This window comes from Enterobacter sp. ECC-219 (assembly GCF_043966805.1).
GTDB classification, from domain to species: Bacteria; Pseudomonadota; Gammaproteobacteria; order Enterobacterales; family Enterobacteriaceae; genus Enterobacter; species Enterobacter cloacae_N.
The window spans coordinates 3,886,543-3,908,123 of the sequence record NZ_CP143680.1 but is presented as its reverse complement, the minus strand read 5'-3'; the positions used below and the strand labels follow the sequence as shown (position 1 = coordinate 3,908,123).

At 55.9% G+C, this 21,581-nt stretch carries 16 protein-coding genes and 1 tRNA gene; 10 read left to right on the top strand and 7 right to left on the bottom strand.

Annotated elements, in window-relative coordinates:
• Positions 1-4: 4 nt before the first annotated feature.
• Positions 5-1,459 (bottom strand): AMP nucleosidase, encoded by a 1,455-nt coding sequence (locus tag V1603_RS18610; protein ID WP_023617725.1) that lies wholly within the window; start codon positions 1,457-1,459, stop codon positions 5-7.
• A 73-nt stretch (positions 1,460-1,532) separates the two neighbouring features.
• Positions 1,533-2,849, bottom strand: coding sequence for a shikimate transporter (gene shiA, locus V1603_RS18605; RefSeq protein WP_166711675.1), 1,317 nt, complete (start codon positions 2,847-2,849; stop codon positions 1,533-1,535).
• A 255-nt stretch (positions 2,850-3,104) separates the two neighbouring features.
• Between shiA and pagP the strand changes: the two genes are divergently transcribed.
• Complete coding sequence (pagP, locus tag V1603_RS18600; protein WP_116338879.1) at positions 3,105-3,680, top strand: lipid IV(A) palmitoyltransferase PagP; 576 nt, start codon at positions 3,105-3,107, stop codon at positions 3,678-3,680.
• Here the strand turns inward: pagP and V1603_RS18595 are convergent.
• The 3 genes from V1603_RS18595 to V1603_RS18585 are packed head-to-tail and all read right to left on the bottom strand — an operon-like array spanning position 3,677 to position 8,786.
• Positions 3,677-4,642: an acyltransferase gene (locus V1603_RS18595; RefSeq protein ID WP_302217867.1), complete on the bottom strand. Its 966-nt coding sequence runs from the start codon at positions 4,640-4,642 to the stop codon at positions 3,677-3,679. The two genes, pagP and V1603_RS18595, sit on opposite strands and share 4 nt — an antisense overlap.
• Positions 4,639-7,701, bottom strand: coding sequence for an efflux RND transporter permease subunit (locus tag V1603_RS18590; RefSeq protein ID WP_395313063.1), 3,063 nt, complete (start codon positions 7,699-7,701; stop codon positions 4,639-4,641). The genes V1603_RS18595 and V1603_RS18590 overlap by 4 nt, the downstream gene beginning before the upstream one ends.
• A complete protein-coding gene (locus V1603_RS18585) occupies positions 7,701-8,786 on the bottom strand; it encodes an efflux RND transporter periplasmic adaptor subunit (RefSeq protein WP_192984787.1) in 1,086 nt (361 codons plus the stop codon). The genes V1603_RS18590 and V1603_RS18585 overlap by 1 nt, the downstream gene beginning before the upstream one ends.
• Positions 8,787-9,184: 398 nt before the next feature.
• Here V1603_RS18585 and V1603_RS18580 point away from each other — a divergent pair, with 398 nt between their 5' ends.
• The 8 genes from V1603_RS18580 to V1603_RS18545 all read left to right on the top strand — a co-directional run bounded on the left by V1603_RS18580 (position 9,185) and on the right by V1603_RS18545 (position 19,144).
• Entirely contained in the window at positions 9,185-9,616 is a 432-nt protein-coding gene (locus V1603_RS18580; RefSeq protein ID WP_116338886.1) for a universal stress protein, read from the top strand.
• 47 nt (positions 9,617-9,663) lie between these two features.
• Positions 9,664-12,357, top strand: coding sequence for a cation-transporting P-type ATPase (locus V1603_RS18575; RefSeq protein WP_163329807.1), 2,694 nt, complete (start codon positions 9,664-9,666; stop codon positions 12,355-12,357).
• A 197-nt stretch (positions 12,358-12,554) separates the two neighbouring features.
• Positions 12,555-13,772 (top strand): multidrug effflux MFS transporter, encoded by a 1,218-nt coding sequence (locus V1603_RS18570; RefSeq protein WP_116338890.1) that lies wholly within the window; start codon positions 12,555-12,557, stop codon positions 13,770-13,772.
• Positions 13,723-14,706 (top strand): 3-hydroxy-3-methylglutaryl-CoA lyase, encoded by a 984-nt coding sequence (locus V1603_RS18565; RefSeq protein ID WP_233002639.1) that lies wholly within the window; start codon positions 13,723-13,725, stop codon positions 14,704-14,706. Before V1603_RS18570 ends, V1603_RS18565 begins: the two co-directional genes overlap by 50 nt.
• Positions 14,703-15,419 carry an alpha/beta fold hydrolase gene (locus V1603_RS18560; RefSeq protein WP_163329809.1) on the top strand — a complete coding sequence of 239 codons (717 nt, stop codon included), beginning with the start codon at positions 14,703-14,705 and terminating at the stop codon, positions 15,417-15,419. Before V1603_RS18565 ends, V1603_RS18560 begins: the two co-directional genes overlap by 4 nt.
• A complete protein-coding gene (locus V1603_RS18555; protein WP_395313062.1) occupies positions 15,416-17,578 on the top strand; it encodes an isocitrate/isopropylmalate family dehydrogenase in 2,163 nt (720 codons plus the stop codon). Before V1603_RS18560 ends, V1603_RS18555 begins: the two co-directional genes overlap by 4 nt.
• A 7-nt stretch (positions 17,579-17,585) precedes the next feature.
• Positions 17,586-18,254 (top strand): RraA family protein, encoded by a 669-nt coding sequence (locus tag V1603_RS18550; protein ID WP_395313061.1) that lies wholly within the window; start codon positions 17,586-17,588, stop codon positions 18,252-18,254.
• Entirely contained in the window at positions 18,251-19,144 is an 894-nt protein-coding gene (locus tag V1603_RS18545) for a DUF6282 family protein (protein ID WP_395313060.1), read from the top strand. The genes V1603_RS18550 and V1603_RS18545 overlap by 4 nt, the downstream gene beginning before the upstream one ends.
• On the opposite strand, the gene V1603_RS18540 is transcribed toward V1603_RS18545, so the two are convergent.
• Positions 19,110-20,003 carry a LysR family transcriptional regulator gene (locus V1603_RS18540; RefSeq protein ID WP_166711661.1) on the bottom strand — a complete coding sequence of 298 codons (894 nt, stop codon included), beginning with the start codon at positions 20,001-20,003 and terminating at the stop codon, positions 19,110-19,112. The genes V1603_RS18545 and V1603_RS18540 overlap by 35 nt on opposite strands.
• 164 nt (positions 20,004-20,167) lie before the next feature.
• Between V1603_RS18540 and ldtA the strand changes: the two genes are divergently transcribed.
• Positions 20,168-21,064, top strand: coding sequence for a L,D-transpeptidase (ldtA, locus tag V1603_RS18535; RefSeq protein WP_395313059.1), 897 nt, complete (start codon positions 20,168-20,170; stop codon positions 21,062-21,064).
• A gap of 144 nt (positions 21,065-21,208) precedes the next feature.
• Here ldtA and V1603_RS18530 read toward each other — a convergent pair.
• Positions 21,209-21,284: transfer RNA gene (locus V1603_RS18530), tRNA-Asn, on the bottom strand.
• Positions 21,285-21,581: the final 297 nt, after the last annotated feature.

Sequence of the window (21,581 nt, the reverse complement as noted above, 5' to 3'; positions counted from 1 at the left end):
GCTATTAGCGGAACGGCGGCTCGTTGAAGGTACGCAGCTTGCGCGAATGCAGTCTGTCACCTTCCGCTCGCAGCAGGTCGATGGCCCGAATGCCAATCTGCAGATGTTCGGATATTGCCCCTTCATAGAAACGGTTGGCCTGACCCGGCAGCTTAATTTCACCGTGCAGCGGCTTATCGGAGACGCACAACAGCGTGCCGTAAGGAACGCGGAAGCGATACCCCTGGGCGGCAATGGTGGCGCTCTCCATATCAATCGCCACCGCCCGGCTCAGGTTGAACCGCAGCGCGGAGGCGGAGTAACGCAGCTCCCAGTTGCGGTCATCCGTTGTGACGACCGTACCGGTGCGCAGGCGCTGTTTAACCTCTTCACCCGGCATGCCGCTGACCTCTTTAGTGGCGTCATACAGCGCGCGCTGCACTTCGGCGATGCTCGGGATAGGAATATCCGGCGGCAGCACCGCATCCAGCACGTGGTCATCACGGAGATAGGCGTGGGCCAGCACGTAGTCGCCAATCAGCTGGCTTTCGCGCAGGCCGCCGCAGTGGCCAATCATCAGCCACACGTCAGGGCGCAGGACCGCCAGATGGTCGCAGATGGTCTTGGCATTTGACGGACCCACGCCGATGTTGATCAAGGTGATGCCCTGACCGTCGGCGGTGATGAGGTGCCAGGCCGGCATCTGGTGCTTTTTCCACGCCAGATCGGAGATGGCCTGCTCGGGCGCTTCGGTCTCGGCGGTGATCCAGATCCCGCCCGCGCAGGACAGCGCGATGTACGGGCTTTCCGGGTCGAGGATCTGGCTGCAGCCCCAGCGGACGAACTCGTCAACGTAGCGGGTGTAGTTGGTAAAGAGCACAAACGGCTGGAAATGCTCGGCTGGCGTACCGGTGTAGTGGCGCAGGCGCGCCAGCGAGAAGTCCACGCGGCGAGCGTCAAAATGCGACAGGGGAGAAAATTCTGCCGGGTGATAAATCCCGTCTGCCGTCTCATCGCCAATCTGCGAAAGTTCCGTCGTTGGGAAGTGGCGGGTCAATCCCGCGCTCATGGAGCGGTCAAGCGTTAACGCCGAGCCGTCAATCACGTAGGGATACGGGATTTCATGTTGTGAGGGCTCAACGGCAATATGCGCACCGTAGTCCTGGTACAGCAGCGTGAGCTGTTCTTCAAGATAAGGGCGGAACAGTGCAGGGCGGGTGACGGTGGTGCTGTAGCAGCCGGAGTGGGTAAAACGGGCGTAGGCGCGGGTTTTCGGCGTTGTGCTGGCGCTGCCGTCCCAGGTCACAGAGAGCGATGGATAAACAAAAAGGCCCTCGTTTCTGGCCTTTTGATCGGGGAGTTTCCCTGTTTCGATGTATTCGCTAATGGCGCTGCGCAGCGCATTGACAGACTGTTCATACAGCGCGTCGAGTTTTTCCAGCGCCTGAGCCGGGGTCAGGCTGGAGCCCTTATTATTCATCTCTGTCTCCTTGTTCCACAGGTGTGCGACTCTACCCGATAGTATGCCACACGCCCGTGAAACAAAAGGGAGATCAGGCGTGGCTCGTCTCTTTCATCAGCAGCGCCGTCGCCGCCGACAGCAGGCAGCCGGCCAGCAGATAGATCGCCACGCTGTGCCAGTCTCCGCCGGAGAAGGTGACCAGCGCGGCGGCAATAAACGGCGTAAATCCGCCGCCGACCACGCTTGCCACCTGGTAGCCCACGCCCGCACCGCTGTAGCGATAGCTCGCGCCAAACAGCTCGGTAAACATCGGCTGCTGCACGCAGACCACCATATCGTGGGCGATGTTGGCGAGCATGATGGCGAAGAAGATGATCCAGAAGACCGACTGTGCTTCGAGCGCCATAAAGAACGGCCAGGCGCTGAGGCTGCCAATCAGCGCCCCGGTAATATAGACGCGGCGGCGGCCAAACCTGTCCGCCAGCCAGGCGAAGCAGGGGATGGTCAGGCAGCTGATCCCGCCGACCACCAGACCGATATTCAGGAACAGTTCACGCGGCAGACCGAGGTTCTGCGTCGAGTAGTTCAGGGCAAACGCGGTGACGATATACATCGTCAGCAGTTCACAGAGGCGCAGGGCGATAATTTTCAGAAAAGCGCCAGGATGCTGAACCAGCGCTTCCATTACCGGCAGCCGTTTTTTCGCAACCGGCTTTTCCCGCTGCTGCTGTTCGAATTCCGTGGACTCTTCCATCCCGTTGCGGATCCACAGCGCGGCGATGACCAGCACGATGCTGAAGATGAACGGAATGCGCCAGCCCCAGCTCAGGAACTGCTCGTCGGTGGTGAGCTGGCTGATTAACGATACCAGCCCTGTGGAGAGGAGAAGGCCCACGCCGTACCCCACCTGCACGCCGCTGCTGTAAAACGCTTTCCTGTTTTTCGGCGCGCTTTCAACAGATAACAGCGCCGCGCCGCCCCATTCACCGCCCACCGCGAAGCCCTGAATGGCGCGCAGAGTGACCAGCAGCACCGGCGCCCACCAGCCAATGGCGGAAAACGAAGGAAGAATGCCAATCAGCGCGGTGGCGATCCCCATCATCCAGACGGTGAGCATCAGCATGCGCTTGCGGCCGAGGCGGTCACCAAAGTGGCCGAAGATCACCCCGCCGAGCGGGCGAAACAGGAACCCGACGCCGAAGGTGGCAAAGGCGGCGAGGGTGCCCATCGCGGGGCTGACCTGGGGGAAGAATTCGCGGTTAAATACCAGCGCGGCGGTAATGCCATAAAGCAGAAAATCATACCAGTCGACGACGGCACCCGCGAAGCTGCCGAGGGCGGCGCGGCGGGCGCGATTGAGCGAAGGTGTCTCCTCGTTGGGACGATCGGAGATGAGGGTGGAGTCCATAGTTGTCCTGTCCGTACTGATTTTTAATTATTGGTATAAGAAAGGTCACTCACTTTGCGTCCGTCCTGTAAACGGAACCTATGAGACTACCGCGACAGAACGCCTGAGAAAACGTTTTTATCTTTCCGGAAGGCGCTGAATAAATAAATTTCATCTGCACCTACAGCGCTATAATTATGTCTGCCTGGCTCCGTTACCTGCTGAATGGTTTACAGTAATAGTGACCGCTGCGTGACTTAAGCTGAGGGAATCACGATGCAACGCACCTTTTCGGCACTCTTGATGGTTCTGTTTTTATTCGCCACGCCGCTTCATGCGGAACCCAGCGTCTACGGCGAACAGCGCATCAGCGGCTGGTGGAATGCGCTAACGGACGATGTTTCGCAAACCTGGACTCAGCCACAACGTTACGATCTGTACCTGCCGTTTCTGAGCTGGCATGCCCGCTTCATGTACGACAAAGAAAAAACCGACAATTACAATGAAATGCCGTGGGGAGGCGGATTGGGCGTTTCCCGCTATAACGAAGAGGGCAACTGGAGCGCGCTGTTTGCGATGATGTTCAAGGACTCGCACAACGAATGGCAGCCCGCGATGGGCTATGGCTGGGAGAAGGGCTGGTATCTGGATAATGCTAAAGATTTCCGGCTTGGACTCGGTGCCGCGGCGGGCATCACGGCGCGAGATGATTTTGCAAACTATGTCCCGCTACCGTTCATCTTCCCGCTGTTTTCGGCCGGGTATAAACGCGTTACCGTCCAGTTCACCTATATTCCCGGGACGTATAACAACGGTAACGTGCTCTTTGCCTGGCTGCGCTTAGGCTTTTAAAGGGTGATCACCTTTTTTGCCACGGCGTTAGACAATACCAGCATGGAGAAGAGAACAGAGGTAATGAAAGTGAGCACAATCAGCGCCAGCTTCATACCGAGAGAGGTCACCGGTATCAGCGCCGTCAGCAGATGAAACACCGAGTAGTGCACAATGTACACGCCTGTCATCGTTTTGCTGATGGCGGCCAGAATGGACTCCTTAAATTCAGCGTTGCGGCGAAAGCGCACGCCGTTCGCCGCAATCACCAGCGCGATGATCAAAATGTAAATTTGAGAGCCGGTGAGAATAAAGGCGTTTCTGTCCGCCTTGAACAGCGCGAAGAAGAAGTGGCGCTCGTAAAACCAGGTGAAGAGATAGATAAAGGGGATGGCGACCATCGCCGCCCTGACCACATTTTTGCGGCTAATCCACTCGGCAATTTTCGGGTCGCAAAAGAGTTGCCCCGTCAGATAAAACAGCAGCCATGTCCACAGCCGATACTGCGGTGACAGAGAAAGGACGTGCGTTTCAGGATAAAGCGCCGATAGCAGATCGTATCCGTAGGAAAAGAGCAGCAGGGCAGCAATCGCGCCGCAGAACAGTGCTCTCCGCTGGCTAAGCCACTCAACTGCCGGGTGAAAGGTATAAATCACCATAAAGGCGAACACAAACCAGGGCTGAATCAGATACCCACGCTGATAAGGCTCCCACAGGTAGTAGATCGTTATCCAGAACAGAAAAACAATCACCAGGCTTTTAATTTTACTCAGCTGCCAGCGGGTGCCGTGCCGCGATTGTCCGTCGAGATAGCCCGACACCACAAAAAACAGCGGCGTGGCGATGGTCGAGATAAAGGTTAAAAACCCCAGGATCCAGTGATAGTCATAATCATAATGATCCCAGGTATTGTAGATGGTGAAGAAGGTAACCGCCGTCATGCAGCCCAGCGTCTTGATAATGTTCAGCCCTGTCGCATTCATTGTTGTTTGGCTTCGTCCTTACGATGGAAACACGCATAGATAACGGGGAGTACCAGTAGCGTCAGGATTGTAGCAAACCCCAGTCCAAACATAATCACAACGGCCATGCTCTGGAAGAAAACGTCCAGCAGCAGCGGAGCCAGGCCAAGTACGGTCGTAAACGCGGTGAGCAGGATAGGGCGCAGGCGCGAGGTGGCAGCATAAACGATCGCGCTGTGCTGATCCTTTTGCGTTTTCTGCTGTTCGATTTCTTCCACCAGCACGATGCCGTTGCGGATCAGCATGCCACTCAGGCTCAGCAGACCTATCAGCGCCATAAAGCCAAAGGGAATACCGGTAATTAAAAATCCCGGCGTGACGCCAATCAGCGCCAGCGGTACGGTCAGCCAGATAGCGACGGCATTTTTTACCGAGCTGAACATCAGAACCGTAATCACAAACATCACCAGATACCCGAGAGGCAGCGTAGTGAATAGCCCTTGCTGAGCTTCGCTGGAGTTTTCCGCGTCGCCTCCCCACTCGATACTGTAGCCGTGTGGCAGGCTAAGGGCATCCACTTGCGGCTTCACGCGGGCGAGAATGTCGCCGGAGGTTTGCTGGCTCAGCGGATCCGGGTCCGTCTGAACCGTCAGTACCCGCGAGCGGTCGCGTCGAAGGATTAGCGGATCTTCCCACTCCAGCGAGAAGCGGCTGACGACGTTACTCAGCGGAATATACTGCTGCCGCGTCTGGCTCCACACCAGCACGTTGTTCAGATGACTGGCATCCAGCCTTTCGCTTTCCGGGGGCCTCACCACCACGGGCAGCAGATCACTCCCTTCCCGATACAGCCCCGCACGGCTGCCGGAGAAATTCATCTCCAGCGCGTTGTCGACGTCCTGTTTATCCACGCCAAGCTCGCGTCCCAGCGCGGCGACGTACTGCGGGCGGATCACTTTGCTGCGGTTTTGCCAGTCGTTCCGGACGCTCCCCGTGGCCGGGTCGCGCGCCAGAATATCGTCCACCTGGCTGGCAATCAGGCGCAGCCTGTCAGGATCCGGGCCTTTAATACGCACTTCAATGGCGCTGTCGCCGGAGGGGCCAAACATCACCCGTTTGGTGCTGGCGTTGACCTGCGGATAGTTTCGCGCGATGTACTCGTCCACGTGGCGCGTCAGGGCAGAGATGTTGCGCTGGTCGTCCATGCGCACCATGATCTGCGCATAGTTGCCGTACTGCCGCTGTCCGCTGTAGGTCAGAATAAACCGCATACTTCCCTGACCGATGGTTGAGACGGTGGTCTCCACGCCCGGCTGGCCATTGATCGTCTTTTCAATATCGCCGGTCATTTTCTCGGTCCATTTAATATCGGTACCGTAGGGTAACCAGAGGTCGACAAAGAAAATCGGCGTATTAGACGACGGGAAAAAATTTTGCCGCACGGCGCCGAAGCCCCAGACAGACGCTGCCAGCAGCGCAGCCATGACAATGAGCGTCGGTGCCTTATGGTGCAGCAGCGTGTTAAGCAGGCGCTGGTAGGCGCGGTAGAGTCGTTTATCGTAAGGATCTGACTCGTCGGTTTTATCGGGCGTGCTGTCGTTTTTAAACAACCACCACTTAATCAGCACCGGGGTGAGGGTGAGCGCCGAGAACCAGCTCAGCATCAGGGAAATCAGCAGCACCTGGAACAGGGATTTACAATATTCCCCGGTGGAATCCTGCGACAGCCCGATAGGGGCAAACGCCAGGATGGCAATCACTGTCGCCCCCAGCAGCGGCAGGGCGGAGCGGCGGATGATGTTGTTCACGGCGGTTAACAGCGGGGAGCCCTGCTGTCGGGCAATCAGCACTCCTTCGACAATCACGATGGCGTTATCCACCAGCATGCTGAGGGCGATAATCAGCGCCCCGAGCGATATGCGCTGCAGCTCAATGCCCCACAGATACATAATCAGCAGCGTGCCCAGCACGTTAAGCGCGAGAGAAAACGCAATGATGATCCCGCTGCGTACGCCCATAAAGATCAGCAGCACGCCGATGACAATCGCCAGCGCCATCAGGAAGTTAATAATAAAACCGTTAACGGAGTGGCCTACTTCGGCTGCCTGATCGTAAAACAGGTCTATCTGTATGCCCGCCGGTTTTTCCGCCGACATCTGGTTTAACTTCGCCTCCAGCGCGTGACCCACGTCGATAACGTTCACGCCGGGAATAAACGAGACGCCCATGGTGACGGCTTTTTTGCCGTTGGCATGGTAGATACTGGCCGGCGATTCGTTCAGCCCGCGCGACAGCGTGGCGATATCCCGCAGACGCGTCGCCGCCCCGGTGCCGGAAGGCGTGATGATGAGATCCGCCAGTTCATCAAGATTCTCGAACTCACCGGTCGGGTGCAGGCGAATGGATTCGGTGCCGGAGGTAATTTCTCCGGCACTGGAAACGATGTTAAGCCTGCTGAGCAGGGCGGAAAGCTGGTTCAGCGTAATGCCCCGCGCGGCCATTTTGGTCAGGGAGATATCGATGTTGACCTGTTGGCTAATGGCCCCGCCGATGGCGACCTTCGCGACGCCGGGGATCAGAATCAACTCCCGGCGCAGCTGCTCCGCATATCTCACCAGTTCAGGATTACTGAATTCATCTCCGGAAATGGCGAAGAAGAAGCCGAAGACGTCGCCGAAATCGTCATTCACAAAGGGCGTGACGACGCCGGGCGGAAACTGACGCGAGGCATCGCCCACGCGGCGGCGCAGTTCATCCCAAATCTGCGGCAGCTCGTTCGAGTGATAGCGAGAAGCGATGTTAACGGTGATTTGCGACAGACCGTTTGAAGAGATAGAGCTCACGTTGTCCAGATAAGGCAACTGCTGAAGGGCATTCTCCAGCGGAAGCGTCACCTCCTCTTCAACCTGCTGAGCGGATGCGCCAGGGTAGTGAGTGACCACCACTGCGGTTTTAATGGTAAAGGCGGGATCTTCCAGCCTGCCGATATTCAACAGGGCGAAAATACCCCCGATGCCCAGGAGCAGGATCGTTAGCCAGATGCGAACAGGGTTATTAATAAATTGACGAGAGATATCCATTACAGTCCCCGTTCACGCGTCCAGATACGCACCGGCTGGTTAGCATGGAGCTCCCCAACGCCTGCGGCCACCACGCGCTCGCCCGCCCTAAGCCCGCTGGTAATCACCACGCCTTCGGTACTCACTTGCCCCACGCTGACCTTGCGGTCTTCAAGATGCAGCGTGTCGCCTTCGCCCGTTACGACCCAGACGTGCGGCTCATTGCGCGGGCTGTTGTCCGGATTAAAGACTGCCTCAACCGGTACGACCAGCGCCTGAGCATCCGCGCCCGCCGGGAGGTTGCTTAAATTGATGGTCACCGTACCGCTTACGCCGCCGACGGCGGGAAAATCATCTGGCCGCGGCATGGTAAGTATCACCTGCCAGGTCAGGGTATTGCTGTCGCTGCTGCCCGAATGTTCTTTGTAGACGGCGGTAAATTCACGATCCGGAATGGCGTTAATTCTCACCACGGGGCGATACTGCGCGTTGCGGATATCAAGGGTTTTGAACAGGTTCTCAGGAATACTAAACACCACGTCCAGCAGATCGGTCCGGGTTAGGGTCGCAATGGGCTGACCGGCAGACACCACCTGATGGTTTCGTACATGTACGCTGGCTGCCGTCCCGCTGAAGGGGGCGACGAGCGTCATCTGATTCAGTTCCTCTCTGGCAATCTGAAGCGCCGCATTCGCCGAATCGCGGTTTGCACGCTGCACATCCATTTCTGCTTTCGAAATCGCCTGGCGGCCCGCCAGCGTCTGGAAGCGATCGAATTGCCGCTGGGCCAGCGTCGCTGCCGTTTGTCTGTCGTTAACCCGCTGCTGGGCCTCACGGGCGTTTAATCTGGCAAGCTGTTGTCCCTGCTTGATGGCTGCGCCCTGGCGTATATCGAGCGCTTCAATTTGACCTGCACGCTTGAAGGAAAGGTCTGTGGCATCGCCCGATTCAATGCGGGCGGGAAAGACGCGCTGCTGGGCGTGTCCGGGGACAGCCACCTCCGCCACTTTTACCATTCGCGGCAGGGGGGAGGCTTGCTCCGGTTTCGGGTCGCACGCCGTGAGCGTTAATAAAACGAATGGTAGAAGAGAGAAGTAGCGGTTCAATGTATTCCCCTAATAAATAACTGTTTTATTTATTCCGTAGCAAGGGCAGGGGGTGACACTATTCGGCCAGAACAGTGACGACCATATAGGTAAATAAACCAATCGCCGTGCTGGCGATAATGGCGAGCGCAATGAACATACCCAGGCGGAGCAGGCTTAAACCATACATAAATTCCTCCATGAGCCGGAAGCGGTGGCTGACTATGAGCATAGTCGGCGAAAAGCGAAATGTTAAATAACCATTATCAGTGGGGGCGCGCTAAACCTGATATTCCTGTGCTACGTTTAATATCAATCATCTCTTTTTACCGTAGCTGGCATTAATGGCAACCCCCTGCATTTAATGCGTTTTTTAGCTTCACTCACTCTCGTGTTGGTTATAAAAAAGGATGCTCGATATGTATAAAAACATTCTCGTTCCGGTGGATGTCTACGAGACAAGCCTGGCGGATAAAGCGTTGCAGCATGCACAGTTTCTGGCACAAAGCGCATCGGGTGACGTTCATTTGCTTCACGTCATGCCCAAATTTTCAGCCGAACTGACGCGTGGTTTTATTTCAGATGCGCGCAAGATGGATGAATATATGATTAATAATGCGAAAGAAAAGCTGGCCGATCTGGTCAAAAAATTGAATCTGCCGGAAGAACGTGTTCATCTCCATGTTCGTAGCGGGAATGTTCGTGATGAGGTTATTAAGCTGGCGGATGAACTTGCTGCTGGCGCGATTATTGTCGGTTCTCGAAATCCAAATATTCAAACCCATTTGTTAGGGTCAGAGGCGGCAAGTATTGTGCGTTACGCCCACGTTCCTGTTTTCGTTATTCGTTAATTACATGAAAGCAAGGTGATTTCTGAATAGAACCTGAGGAAGGAACGATGAAAACAGGAAAACCTGAACGTCCGTATTATCAACAAACCGTTGACGAAACCTTGTCTAATATCCACTCCACCCCGGAAGGACTTAGCGGCACTGAGGCATCCGCCCGCCTTCAGCAGCATGGTGAGAATGCGTTACCGCAAAAAAAGGGTAAACCCGGCTGGCTGCGCTTCCTGGCGCATTTTAACGATGTATTGATTTACGTATTGCTGGTGGCCGCGTTGCTTAAGCTCTTTATGGGGCACTGGGTAGACATGTTTGTCATCCTTGGGGTTGCCATCATCAACGCGCTGATTGGCCATATTCAGGAGAGCAATGCTGAAAAATCGTTGCAGAGTATTCGCAATATGCTCTCGAGCGAAGCCGTGGTGGTACGGCAGGGGAATCATGAAACGATCCCTACAACGGCGCTGGTGCCTGGCGATATCGTGGTGATCCGCGCCGGGGATCGTATCCCTGCGGACCTGCGCGTAATTGAAGCGCATAACCTGCGCGTGGAGGAGGCCATCCTGACCGGCGAATCCACCGTTGTTGAGAAAAACAGCGATGCGTTAAGCGGGGAACTGCCTTTAGGTGACCGGTATAATCTGCTCTACTCAGGTACCACCGTCAGCTCCGGCGGCGGTAAAGGCGTGGTGGTGGCAACCGGGGGCGAGACCGAGCTTGGCCACATCAATCAGATGATGTCCGACATTGAAAAGCACCGCACGCCGCTGATGGTGCAGATGGATAAGCTCGGGAAGACCATCTTCATCACTATCCTGGTGATGATGGTGGCGCTGTTTGTCTTTAGCCTCCTGTTCCGGGATATGCCGGTTTCTGAACTGGTGCTGTCGCTTATCAGCCTCGCCGTTGCCGCCGTGCCGGAAGGCCTGCCGGCCATCATTTCCATCATCCTTTCGCTTGGCGTACAGGCCATGGCGCGTCGCAAGGCCATCATTCGCAAGCTGCCTACGGTGGAAACGCTGGGCGCAATGACGGTCATCTGCTCGGATAAAACCGGCACCCTGACGATGAATGAAATGACGGTCAAAGCGGTGATTACTGCTGACACGACCTATCGCGTGGAGGGCGACAGCTACGAACCGGTGGGGAATATTCACCCCATAGATGACCCGACGCCCGTCAGCGTGACGCAGGGTTCCCTGCTGGAACGCTACCTGCGCACCATTGACCTCTGCAATGACAGCCAGCTGATTAAAGACGAGCAGGGGCTGTGGAAAATCACCGGGGGACCAACCGAGGGCGCGCTGAAGGTGCTGGCGGCGAAAATTCCGCTCCCGCCGCTCGATACCGAAATGCGCAGCAAAATCCCGTTTGATTCGCAGTATAAATACATGTCCACGCTGTACCGGCTGGGTGATGAAGAGGTGATTTTAATCACCGGCGCGCCGGACGTCCTGTTCCGCCTCTGCCAGTACCAGCAGACGAATGACGGACTGCAGCCGTTCGATCAGCCTTACTGGGAAGGTAAAATTGAAGAGTATGCCCGGGAAGGGTTGCGCATGGTGGCTGCGGCCTGGAAACCTGCCCGCGAGGGGCAACGCGAGCTGGATCATCCGGACCTGCATGATGGCGTGATCCTGCTGGGTATTGCAGGGATGATGGACCCGCCGCGTCCGGAGGCCATTACCGCCATTGCCGACTGTCTGCAGGCCGGGATCCGCGTGAAAATGATCACCGGTGACCACCCGCAAACGGCAATGAGCATTGGGCAAATGTTGGGGATTGGTAACGCCGCAAGCGCTATCACCGGACGTGAGCTGGAGGCGATGGACGATCGTCAGCTGAGCGACGCCGCGCAGCAGTACGATATTTTCGCCCGAACCAGCCCGGAGGATAAATTCCGCCTGGTGCAGGCCCTGCAAAGTAAACAGGAAGTCGTGGGCATGACCGGGGATGGCGTAAATGATGCCCCAGCGCTCAAGCGGGCGGATGTGGGTATCGCCATGGGGATTAAGGGGACGGAAGTCACCAAGGAAGCCGCCGACATGGTGTTAACGGATGACAACTTTGCCACCATTGCCCGTGCGGTGCACGAGGGGCGTCGGGTTTACGATAACCTGAAAAAGACCATTCTGTTCGTTATCCCCAGCAACATCGCGCAGGCTCTGCTGATCATCATCGCGCTGCTGGCGGGGAATCTGATCCCTCTGACGCCGGTCCTGATCCTGTGGATGAACATGGCGACGTCGGCAACGCTGTCGTTTGGCCTGGCGTTTGAAGCGGGTGAGAAGGACATCATGAACCGGCCACCGCGCAAGGCGAATCTCCACGTGATGGACGGCTATGCCATCTGGCGCGTGGTGTTTGTCGGTCTGATGATTGCCATCAGCGCCTTCGTGCTCGAAGCCTGGCTACAGCCGCGCGGCTACTCGGCGGAATTTATCCGCACCGTGCTGCTGCAAACCCTGGTCACTGCGCAATGGTTCTACATGCTCAACTGCCGCGTTAATGACGGCTTCTCGCTGAGCAAAGGCCTGCTGGCGAATAAAGGGATTTGGATCGTGAGCGGCGTACTGCTGGCGCTACAGCTTCTTATCATATACGCACCCTTCATGCAGATGCTGTTTGGCACCGAAGCGCTGCCGTTCCGCTACTGGGTCATCACCTTCCTGATTGGTTTTGTGATGTTCCTTATTGTCGAGGCGGAGAAAGTGCTGACGCGCCGGTGGCGCAAAACCGAGGCGTGATAGCGTAAACTGAGAAAGCCTGAGCCCAGGCTTTCTCTTTTCCGCCGCATGCGGTTGATGGTTGCGCCGCTACCGTTATCTTATCGACAGAAAACGTTCGTTTACTAATGTGCAACAGACCGTTTAGTTTATTATTGTTCTCATTGTGAAGCGCTTCCGATAAATTCGTATTACCCCAATTCCTGGTTTATACGAATATGAATAAAACGCTATCTATGCCCCTGGTGGTATTAATTGCATGCCTGTCCGTGGGCGGATTAATATCTACCGATATCTTTTTGCCTGCACTGAGCGAAATGCAATTATTTTATAAGGTCACGGAGGCGCAAATACAGGATGCTATCGCCCTGTTTTTATTTGGCGTTGCGTTTTCACAGCTGGTGTACGGGCCGTTAAGCGACAGTCTGGGGAGAAAGAAAACGCTTATTGCGGGGCTGTTAATCTGGTTGGTTTCGACGGTAGGCGTTATTTACTCTACTCATATTAATGAGCTGCTTATTTTACGCTTATTACAGGGCATCGGCTCCTGCGCTGGTATCACCGTCAGCCGGGCGATTATTAATGACATGCTGGATAAGAAGTCTTCGGCTCAGCTTTATCTTGTCATATTTCCCTTTGTGGGTATGTCGCCGGCCATTGCACCCATGATCGGCGGCGTGTTAACCCAACACTTCGGCTGGAAATCCTGTTTTATCTTTTTGACCTTGTTTATCGTCATGACGCTGGGACTGTGCCTCACCGCACTGCGCGAAACCTTACCGCCTGAGAAAAGGCAAAAGCTGAGCGCGGTGGCGGCTATGGTCAATACGCTTGTGGTGTTAAGAAACCGGCAGTTTTTGTTTTATGCCGCGATTCCCTGTTTTGCTTATGCAGCCTATTTTTCCTATATCGTAGAGTCCCCCTTTTTGCTGGGCAAACTCGGGCTTTCGCCGCTTTATATCGGTTACACCTATATTCTGCTATCCGTAAGCTACGTGGCGGGGAATCTGATCGCTAAGAAGAGATCTCGTCAGGCGGGTATTGAAGAGACCATTCGCCTTGGGTATCGCATATTTGTCCTCGGCGGCATTATTTTTGCACTTCAGATGTACTTAAGCCCTGTGCCTTTGTTTACCAGCATTCTCTCCATCGGCATTCTGACCTTTGGCAATGGATTTTTGCTGCCGTTGGGCACGGCGTCTGCCATCGCGGCGCACCCGCAGGCGTCGGGTACCGCTTCGGGTGTAATGGGGGCCTTACAGCTCGGAAGCGCAGCGCTCGCAACCTTCCTGATTGGAAAACTTTCAGCCCATGCTCCCGTCATGACCGCGCTGATTATTGCCTGCGTCTGCGTTGTTGGTTTCCTTGTATATGTTTTTGGTCAATATGGGTTTATGGAATTTGTCTCCAGTAAAGAGAGTAATATCAATGATTAATAATATAGATGTCACATTAAGGGATGGCGGGTATCAAAACAATTTCAGCTTTCCCGTAGACTACGCAATTAAGCATGTGCGCGCACTGGTGGGCAGTGGCGTTGAATGGATTGAAATAGGTTACCGAAACGGTTCATTTAAACCCATCGTGGATATTGGTTTAACCGGAATGTCGCCTGATAATTATATTCAGGCAATTCATGATGCCGTGCCCGAAGCGAAATTAGTTGTCATTGCCCACCCCCATAATATTACCCGGCAGGATATTATTCGCCTGCGGGAATGCGGCGTTGCGCTGCTTCGGCTCTGTATTAAAACCGACAATCCCCAACCCGCGCTGGAACTGTGTGAGGTGGCGAAAGAAAATGGCCTGCGCGTGAGCATGAACTTTACGCGCGCCAGCCAAATTAACGCGAAGACGCTTGTTGACGTGGCAGTGCAGTGTGAGAACGCCGGGGCCGATATTATTTGCATTGCGGATTCTAACGGCAGCCTGCGGCCTGAACAGACCGCCCGCCTGGTTAATCTGCTTAAATGCGCAACGCCGCTTGAGGTGGGATTCCATGCCCACGATAACCTGGGGCTGGCAATGGCAAACTCCATTGAAGCCGTAAAGGCCGGCGCGACCTTTATTGATAGCTCCCTGACCGGCATGGGAAAAGGGGCGGGAAATCTGGCGATGGAAATCTGGCTGTCGCTGTGTAATTTCAACGAAGGCAAAGAACGTTATCACACGGAGTGGATATTTAATCAGGTGCATCAGCTGGTTTCGAAGGAATTTTACAACGCCTCTTACCGCAGCGTAGTGGATATGATCCTTGGGGTGAAAAATCTCAGCGTGGAGAACCGGAAAATGGTTGAAGAGTCATTGACGACAGAGAGTCAGCGTGTCTTCAGCGCTATTGAAAACGTGATCACAGGGACCGCAGCATGAAGTTACAGGATGCGGTGATACTGGCACCGGTCATGCCTGCCTGGGACGGCGGGGCATTTTGCGCTCCGCTGGTTACCTTGCTCGAAGAAAAAGGTTTTTCCGTCACCATCGTCGATACGTTGAGCCTGATTACGCACGACGACCCGCAGAGCGCGATTGACGCGCTTTGCCAGAAGCTAAATGCCCATGTCAAACGCCCCTGGCTGCTGGTGGGGTTTGCGATGGCGGGCACGCTGGTGCAGCTGCTGGCACACCGTTTGCGCGGCGTAGCGGGCGTCATGAGCGTGAGCGCCCCCGGTTTTGCCGACGAGAAATTAACGCAGCGGCTGGTGCGTCTCATCGCACTGCTTGAAAAAGGTGAACTCGGTTCGGCCATGGATATTCTGCATCACTACGTCCTGCCCGAAGGTCAGCCTGCGCCGCAGGAAAAATTTTCCCTGCCAGATGCAGAGAAAATGGCGGCGATTAAACGCATGCTCACCGGCTTCTCACTGCTGTTAAAGATGGATGCCCGCGCGGATATTGCCGCCTATGACGGTAACTACCTTGCGATTGTGGGTGAAAAATCCCAGCTGGCCTCATGGGAAAACCAGACCCACAGCCCCCGAACCCAGCACTATTACAAACGCATCCCCGGCGCGGGGATGCGTCCGTGGAATGACAATCCCGCTGCGGTGAATGCGCTGCTCAACGAATGGATCGATACCTTATGAAAAAAAATGTTCTGGTTTTGCCGGGAGACGGTATTGGTCAGGAGGTTTGCGACGCTGCGCTGCCCGTTATCGGTGCGCTGGATCTCCCCATCAACCTGACCTTTGGTGAAATAGGCTGGTCCTGCTGGGAACGCGAGGGCAATCCTGTGCCGGCCCGTACCTGGGAACAGATTGCTGAGGCGGACGCGGTGCTGCTGGGCGCCATCACCAGCAAGGGGAAAGTGCAGGCTCAGCAGGCGCTGCCCGTCGCGCTCCAGCAGAAAGGCATTGAGTATGTTTCACCGGTGATTCAGCTCCGTCAGCGTCTTGGGCTCTATGCCAACATCCGCCCGGTGAAATACGTGACGGGAGATCGCCGTCCTTTCCGCTGCTGTGTGATTCGGGAAAATACCGAGGGGCTGTACGCCGGTATGGATTTTAAAGGTGTCGGTGAGAATGTGGCCAGCTGGCTTAAACACCCGAATCTCGAAAAATATGGCCCGGAAGAGGCGGCATGGTCAGTGCGTCTGCAAACGCGCTACGGCCTGGAGCGCCTGTTTCAGACGGCCTTTGACTATGCCCGCCAACACCACTTTTCACGCGTCACGTTTGCCGATAAACCCAACGTCATGCGCGAAAGCGGTCATTTTGCGGCAACAATCTTTCAGGAAGTGGCCGCGCGCTTCCCTGACATTCGGGCAGATATTCACAACGTGGATGCGATTGCCCTCTGGCTGGTGCGTAAGCCTCACGAGTTTGGCGTGATTGTCGCGGAAAATATGTTTGGCGATATCTTGTCGGATCTGGCCGCCGGCGTGATGGGCGGGCTTGGCCTGGCGCCCAGCGCCAACATTGGCAGCGAGGTGGCCTATTTTGAACCGGTACACGGCAGCGCGCCGGGGATGGCGGGGCAGGGAAAAGCCAATCCGTGTGCGATGTTCTACACGATTGCGCTAATGCTGGCGTACCTCGGCTTTGAGGCGCAGGCGGAAAAACTGCAGCAGGCTGTCGATCGCGTTGTTCGTGAGGGGAAGGTGGCGACCTACGATTTAGGCGGTCCGGCGACAACGGAGGAGATGGCAAAGGCGATAATCGACGCCCTGGTTCAGCCAGCCATCGCTAAAACGGCCAGCGTGATTGCGATTGGTGATGAGCTCTTGTCCGGGCAATGCCTTAACACGAACCAGCAGGCTATCAGTCAATGCCTTGAAAAGGCGCACTACCGTGTCAAATTTCAGGCGACCTGCGCAGACAACATCCCGCAGATAAGCTCGGCAGTAACAGGGCGTATCGGGCAGGACGATCTCATTGTGGTGTGCGGCGGCCTTGGCCCAACCTCTGACGATAAAACCCGCGAGGCCATTGCTCAGGTTCTGAACAAACCGCTTGTGCACGACGAAGAGACGTGGAAAACCATTGAGAGTCGTCTCGTGACGTTCGGGGTGAAAAGCGATCCTTCAAACCGTCTTCAGGCGCGTTTCCCCGAGGACGCTTCCATTCTGGATAACGCTTGCGGCACCGCTCCAGGTTTCAGCGCATGCGTGGCGGGCAGCCAGCTGGTGGTTCTGCCCGGGCCGCCTTCCCAGGCGCTGCCGATGCTGGAAGAGGCATTAGCAAATAACAAAGATACCGGGCCTGAAAGGCAAAAGTACTGCTGGACCCTGATCGGGATCAGCGAGAGCGAGGTCGGTTCTATCGTCAATGCGCTGGCCACCTCCACCGACTGGGATAGTCATTTTTTATGGAAAAGCCCTTACGTCATTGTGCAGATCGAAACCCCTGCACACCGGCCTTTACCGCTTCCGGTGAGGCAAAGTCTGGACAGCGCGCTGCGTCCCTATCTGGTGAGCAAACGTAATAAAACGGCGGGCGAAATACTGCGGGATGCGTGCAGTATCCGCTGGCATACGCCAGATGCAGCGCTCTCAGCGTATTTGCCTGCCGGGGGCCTGCCTCGCCAGGGAGAGCCGACGGTGCTGATGGATGTGACGGTCAGCCCGTCGCTCTCGGAGCTTCTGAACAGCGACGCACGGCTGGGGAAAATGACCCTGTCGGTTCGTCATCAAGGTGGTCAGGCGCATCAGATGACGTTTCCAGTGAACAGAACACTGCTCGCGCAAACCCTGCCGGAATATGCCGCCTGGTGCGCCTTAAAAACCCTGACAACACAGCATGGATAATTCGACAATGACGACTCAATCAACGCTTCAGTCGCGCCTGCTAGCGCTGGACACGGCGGCCGTTTCGGACGCGCTGGACAGTTTATACATTGCGGGAGGCCTTGCGGGCATTAAGCTGCAGGCCGGGGGCAGTAAGCTGGCGGGACCTGCCTGGACCGTAAAATATGAAGCCTGCGTGGCGGAGAAAAATCAGTTTATGAATGCCGGGAACTATATCGATCGGGTTCCGGCTGGCGCGGTCATCGTTGTGGACAATGGCGGCCGTACGGACTGCACCAGCTGGGGCAATATTCTGACCACCAAAGCCGTGCTTAAAGGCATCGCCGGGTCCGTCATCTACGGCTCAGCCAGGGACATTGCAGACATTCGTCAGATGAATTACCCGCTGTTCGCCAGCAATATCTATATGGTTTCCGGCAAGAACCGTGCGCGTGTCACTGCGGTGCAGTGTGCGCTGCAGATTGAAGGGGTAACGGTCTGCCCTGGCGACTGGATTTTCGGCGATGAGAATGGCGTTCTGGCGATCCCCGCTGAGCAGCTGGAGGAGGTGATCCGTCGGGCAGAAAACGTAGAAAAAACGGAGCGTGAAATCATCAACGCTGTTCGTGAAGGCACCTCGCTCGACGTAGCCCGACAAACGCTTGGCTACCATGTGCCCTGGGAAGCAAAAGCATGACGCGGCCGTTTTTTGACTACTGGGCGTCCCGTTTGCGCTTTCTGGACGTGCACTATCACGCGCGCCCGGATAGCTACCAGCGGCGTTACTCCGCCATGGAGGCCGGAGAACGCTACGCGCAGTATCAGGGGGGCGTGGTGCTTAAGAACCATCTGGGAAGCGTCAGCGCGCTGGCATCGGCAATGCAGGAGCAAGGTCTGCCCGTCTTTGGCTCGGTCGTGCTGAATGCCGCCGCCGGGGGGATAAACCTTAACGCCGTCCGCCAGGCGCTGAGCCAGTATCAGTTTGAGGGTGCGCCCAGGCTGCTGGTGCACTTGCCGACCGTGGTTCCAACGGCGCATAAAAGCGGGTTATCCCGAACGTTCAGCAACGAGTACGCCCGGCATTTCGCCGGGCAGCCGCTCTCGATTGCTGATGAGGCGGGTGAACTGCGTTCAGGCGTAAAAACGCTCATTCACTTTGCCCGGCACCATGACATTGTGATCTCCTCAGGACATGCGACGAAAGACCAAACGCTGCGTCTGATTGAGGCCGTTGAGCGAGTGGGCGGCTGCAGGCTGATGCTGAACCAGCCGGCGAATCCGATGACGGGATTTACCGCCCGGGAACTGCGCGCGCTCGGCGAACATGAGTGGCTCTTTGTGGAGCAGTGCGCCCTGACGGTCTATTTAGGCTATCAGCCCCTCGACGATCTCTGTGAGGTGCTGACGGGAGTGCATAACCTGGTTTACAGCTCGGATCTGGGCCAGCCGGGCCAGCCCGACATCGGCGAGTGGCTGGAGGACAGCCACCGCTGGTTCAGAGAGGCCGGACTGGATGCGGCGCGCATTGAGGAGATCGCGCTGCTGAACCCGCTCAGGATGCTGGCGCCGGGGCCGTTGCCAGGTTAAGCGTGCGGAGGAAATCAATGAATGCCTGTTCCTTGGGGGAGGGGTGAGGATTGATATGCACCACATACATGGGAAGAGGGGCAGGCATAAACGCGTCAAGGGCGGTGATGATTTCTCCTGATTCCATTCCCGCTCTCACGGTGAATTCCGGCAGGTAACAGATCCCTAACCCGTGATGCACCATATTGCACAGGTCGAGGCTGTTACTCACTCTGGAGACGTAATGAGGGCGGATTTCAACCAGCTCATCGTCAATCACAAACTTCCAGCTGCGGCGGTGGTTATCAAAATGCAGGAGACAGGTATGCTGGCGCAGATCGTCAGGATGCTGCGGAATACCGTGCTGCTGCGCGTAGGAGCGTGAAAGACAGGTGTATTTTCGCCAGTAGCCAATCAGCGTGTAGTAGAGGTTGCTGTCGGGCAGTGGGCCACACTGCAGCGCCAGATCGAAGCCGTGGCTGAAAAGCTCCATACAGTGATTGCCGGTCACGATATCCAGCTTCAGATTGGGATAGCGTTCCAGGAAGGCGCCAAGGTGCGGAATAACGTGCTGATTGCTGATGGAATGGGGGATACCCACTTTGAGATTTCCGCCGATTTCGTTACTGAGGCTTTTGACATCCCTGAGGCAGGATTCATATTCATCAATAATGAGCAGGCAGCGCTGGTAAAATTGCTCACCGGCCGTCGTCAGAGAAATGCGACGTGAATTGCGTTTAATCAGCTGCGCATTCACCTCGCTTTCCAGCTTTTCAATTCTGCGGCTGATCATGGCCGGGGAGAGTTTCATGGCCATCGCGGCGGCGCGGAACCCCTGACACTCTACGACCATTCTGAAGGCTTTCATATTTTCCAGCATTGTGTCCTCCTGACCCGGTCTGGTATCACTATTCTCGCATTATTTCATCAGCATGTTGTGCTGGTTTTTCTCGCAAAGCGTTATCGCCACGTGACTATTCTGACAAATTTCGCAGCGGGCAGTTATAGTTAGCCTGTGACCATTCGTTTTATCGCAGGGAAACTATGATTCGCTTATTCTCGCTCGCGCTGATGCTTGCTGCCGTAACGCCCGGTGTGCTGGCTGTTACGTACCCGCTGCCGCCTGAAGGCAGTCGTCTTGTCGGCAACCCCGTTACGGTTGTGGTCCCCGAGGGAAATACCCTGCCTCTGGAGTACTTTGCCGCCCAGCACGGCCTGGGGCTGAGCAACATGCTGGAAGCGAACCCGGGCGTGGATCCTTTTTTACCAAAAGCCGGAACGACCTTAACTATTCCCCAGCAGCTGATTTTACCCGATACCGTCCGCGAGGGGATTGTCGTGAACGTGGCGGAAATGCGTCTCTACTATTACCCGCCGGGCAGCAATACGGTGGAAGTGTTGCCCATCGGCATCGGTCAGGCCGGGCGGGAGACTCCGCGTAACTGGGTGACGGCGGTTGAGCGCAAGCAGGAGGGACCAACCTGGTCTCCGACGCCGAACACGCGCCGTGCCTATGCGGCAGAGGGTAAAACGCTCCCGGCCTTCGTGCCCGCCGGGCCGGATAATCCGATGGGGCTGTATGCGATTTATATCGGCAGGCTGTACGCCATTCACGGCACAAACTCGAATTTCGGCATCGGGCTGCGGGTGAGCCAGGGCTGTATTCGTCTGCGTAACAACGACATTAAATACCTTTTCGATAACGTTCCCGTAGGCACCCGCGTGCAGCTTATCGATCGGCCCGTAAAGATGAGCACGGAGCCGGACGGCAGCCGGTGGGTAGAGGTTCACGAGCCATTATCACGTAACCGCGCGGAATTTGAGTCAACCCGGAAAGTGCCTCTGCCCATATCAGCCGCGCAGCGAACGCAGCTGATAAACGAGGGCGCGGGCGCCGAACTGGAACGGCGGTCGGGGATGCCGGTTAAGATGGGTATGTGAAGCAATTGTGCGGGCTGGTGCCTCACCCCATCCCTCTACCACGGGAGAGGGTGCACACACTAAAAACGGCAACCCGGTTGCCGTTTTGCATTTACCTTGCGCAGAAAAGCAAAAAGCCTGCTTTAAAAGCAGGCTTTTCAAATTTGGCTCCTCTGACTGGACTCGAACCAGTGACATACGGATTAACAGTCCGCCGTTCTACCGACTGAACTACAGAGGAATCGTGTGAACGGGGCGCATATTATCGACCTGCGTTCGGCTTGTCAAAGGGTGGATTAACGCCTTTTGATCGTTTGCTGACAAAATCGGCAAAGTGATGTTTTTGACAGCGGAATGCACCGCTTTGGTGCGGAAATACCCCTAATGGGGCAGATCATAAACTGCTGTTTCAGTAATAAAACCACACCCCATGATTAGGTTTCCTTATTTTCAGGCGCTTAGCGGCCAATTCAGACTGTATGGTAAAAGTGGCATTCATATTGCAAAACCTGTTCAACAACGACAGCCGGTTCCGGCA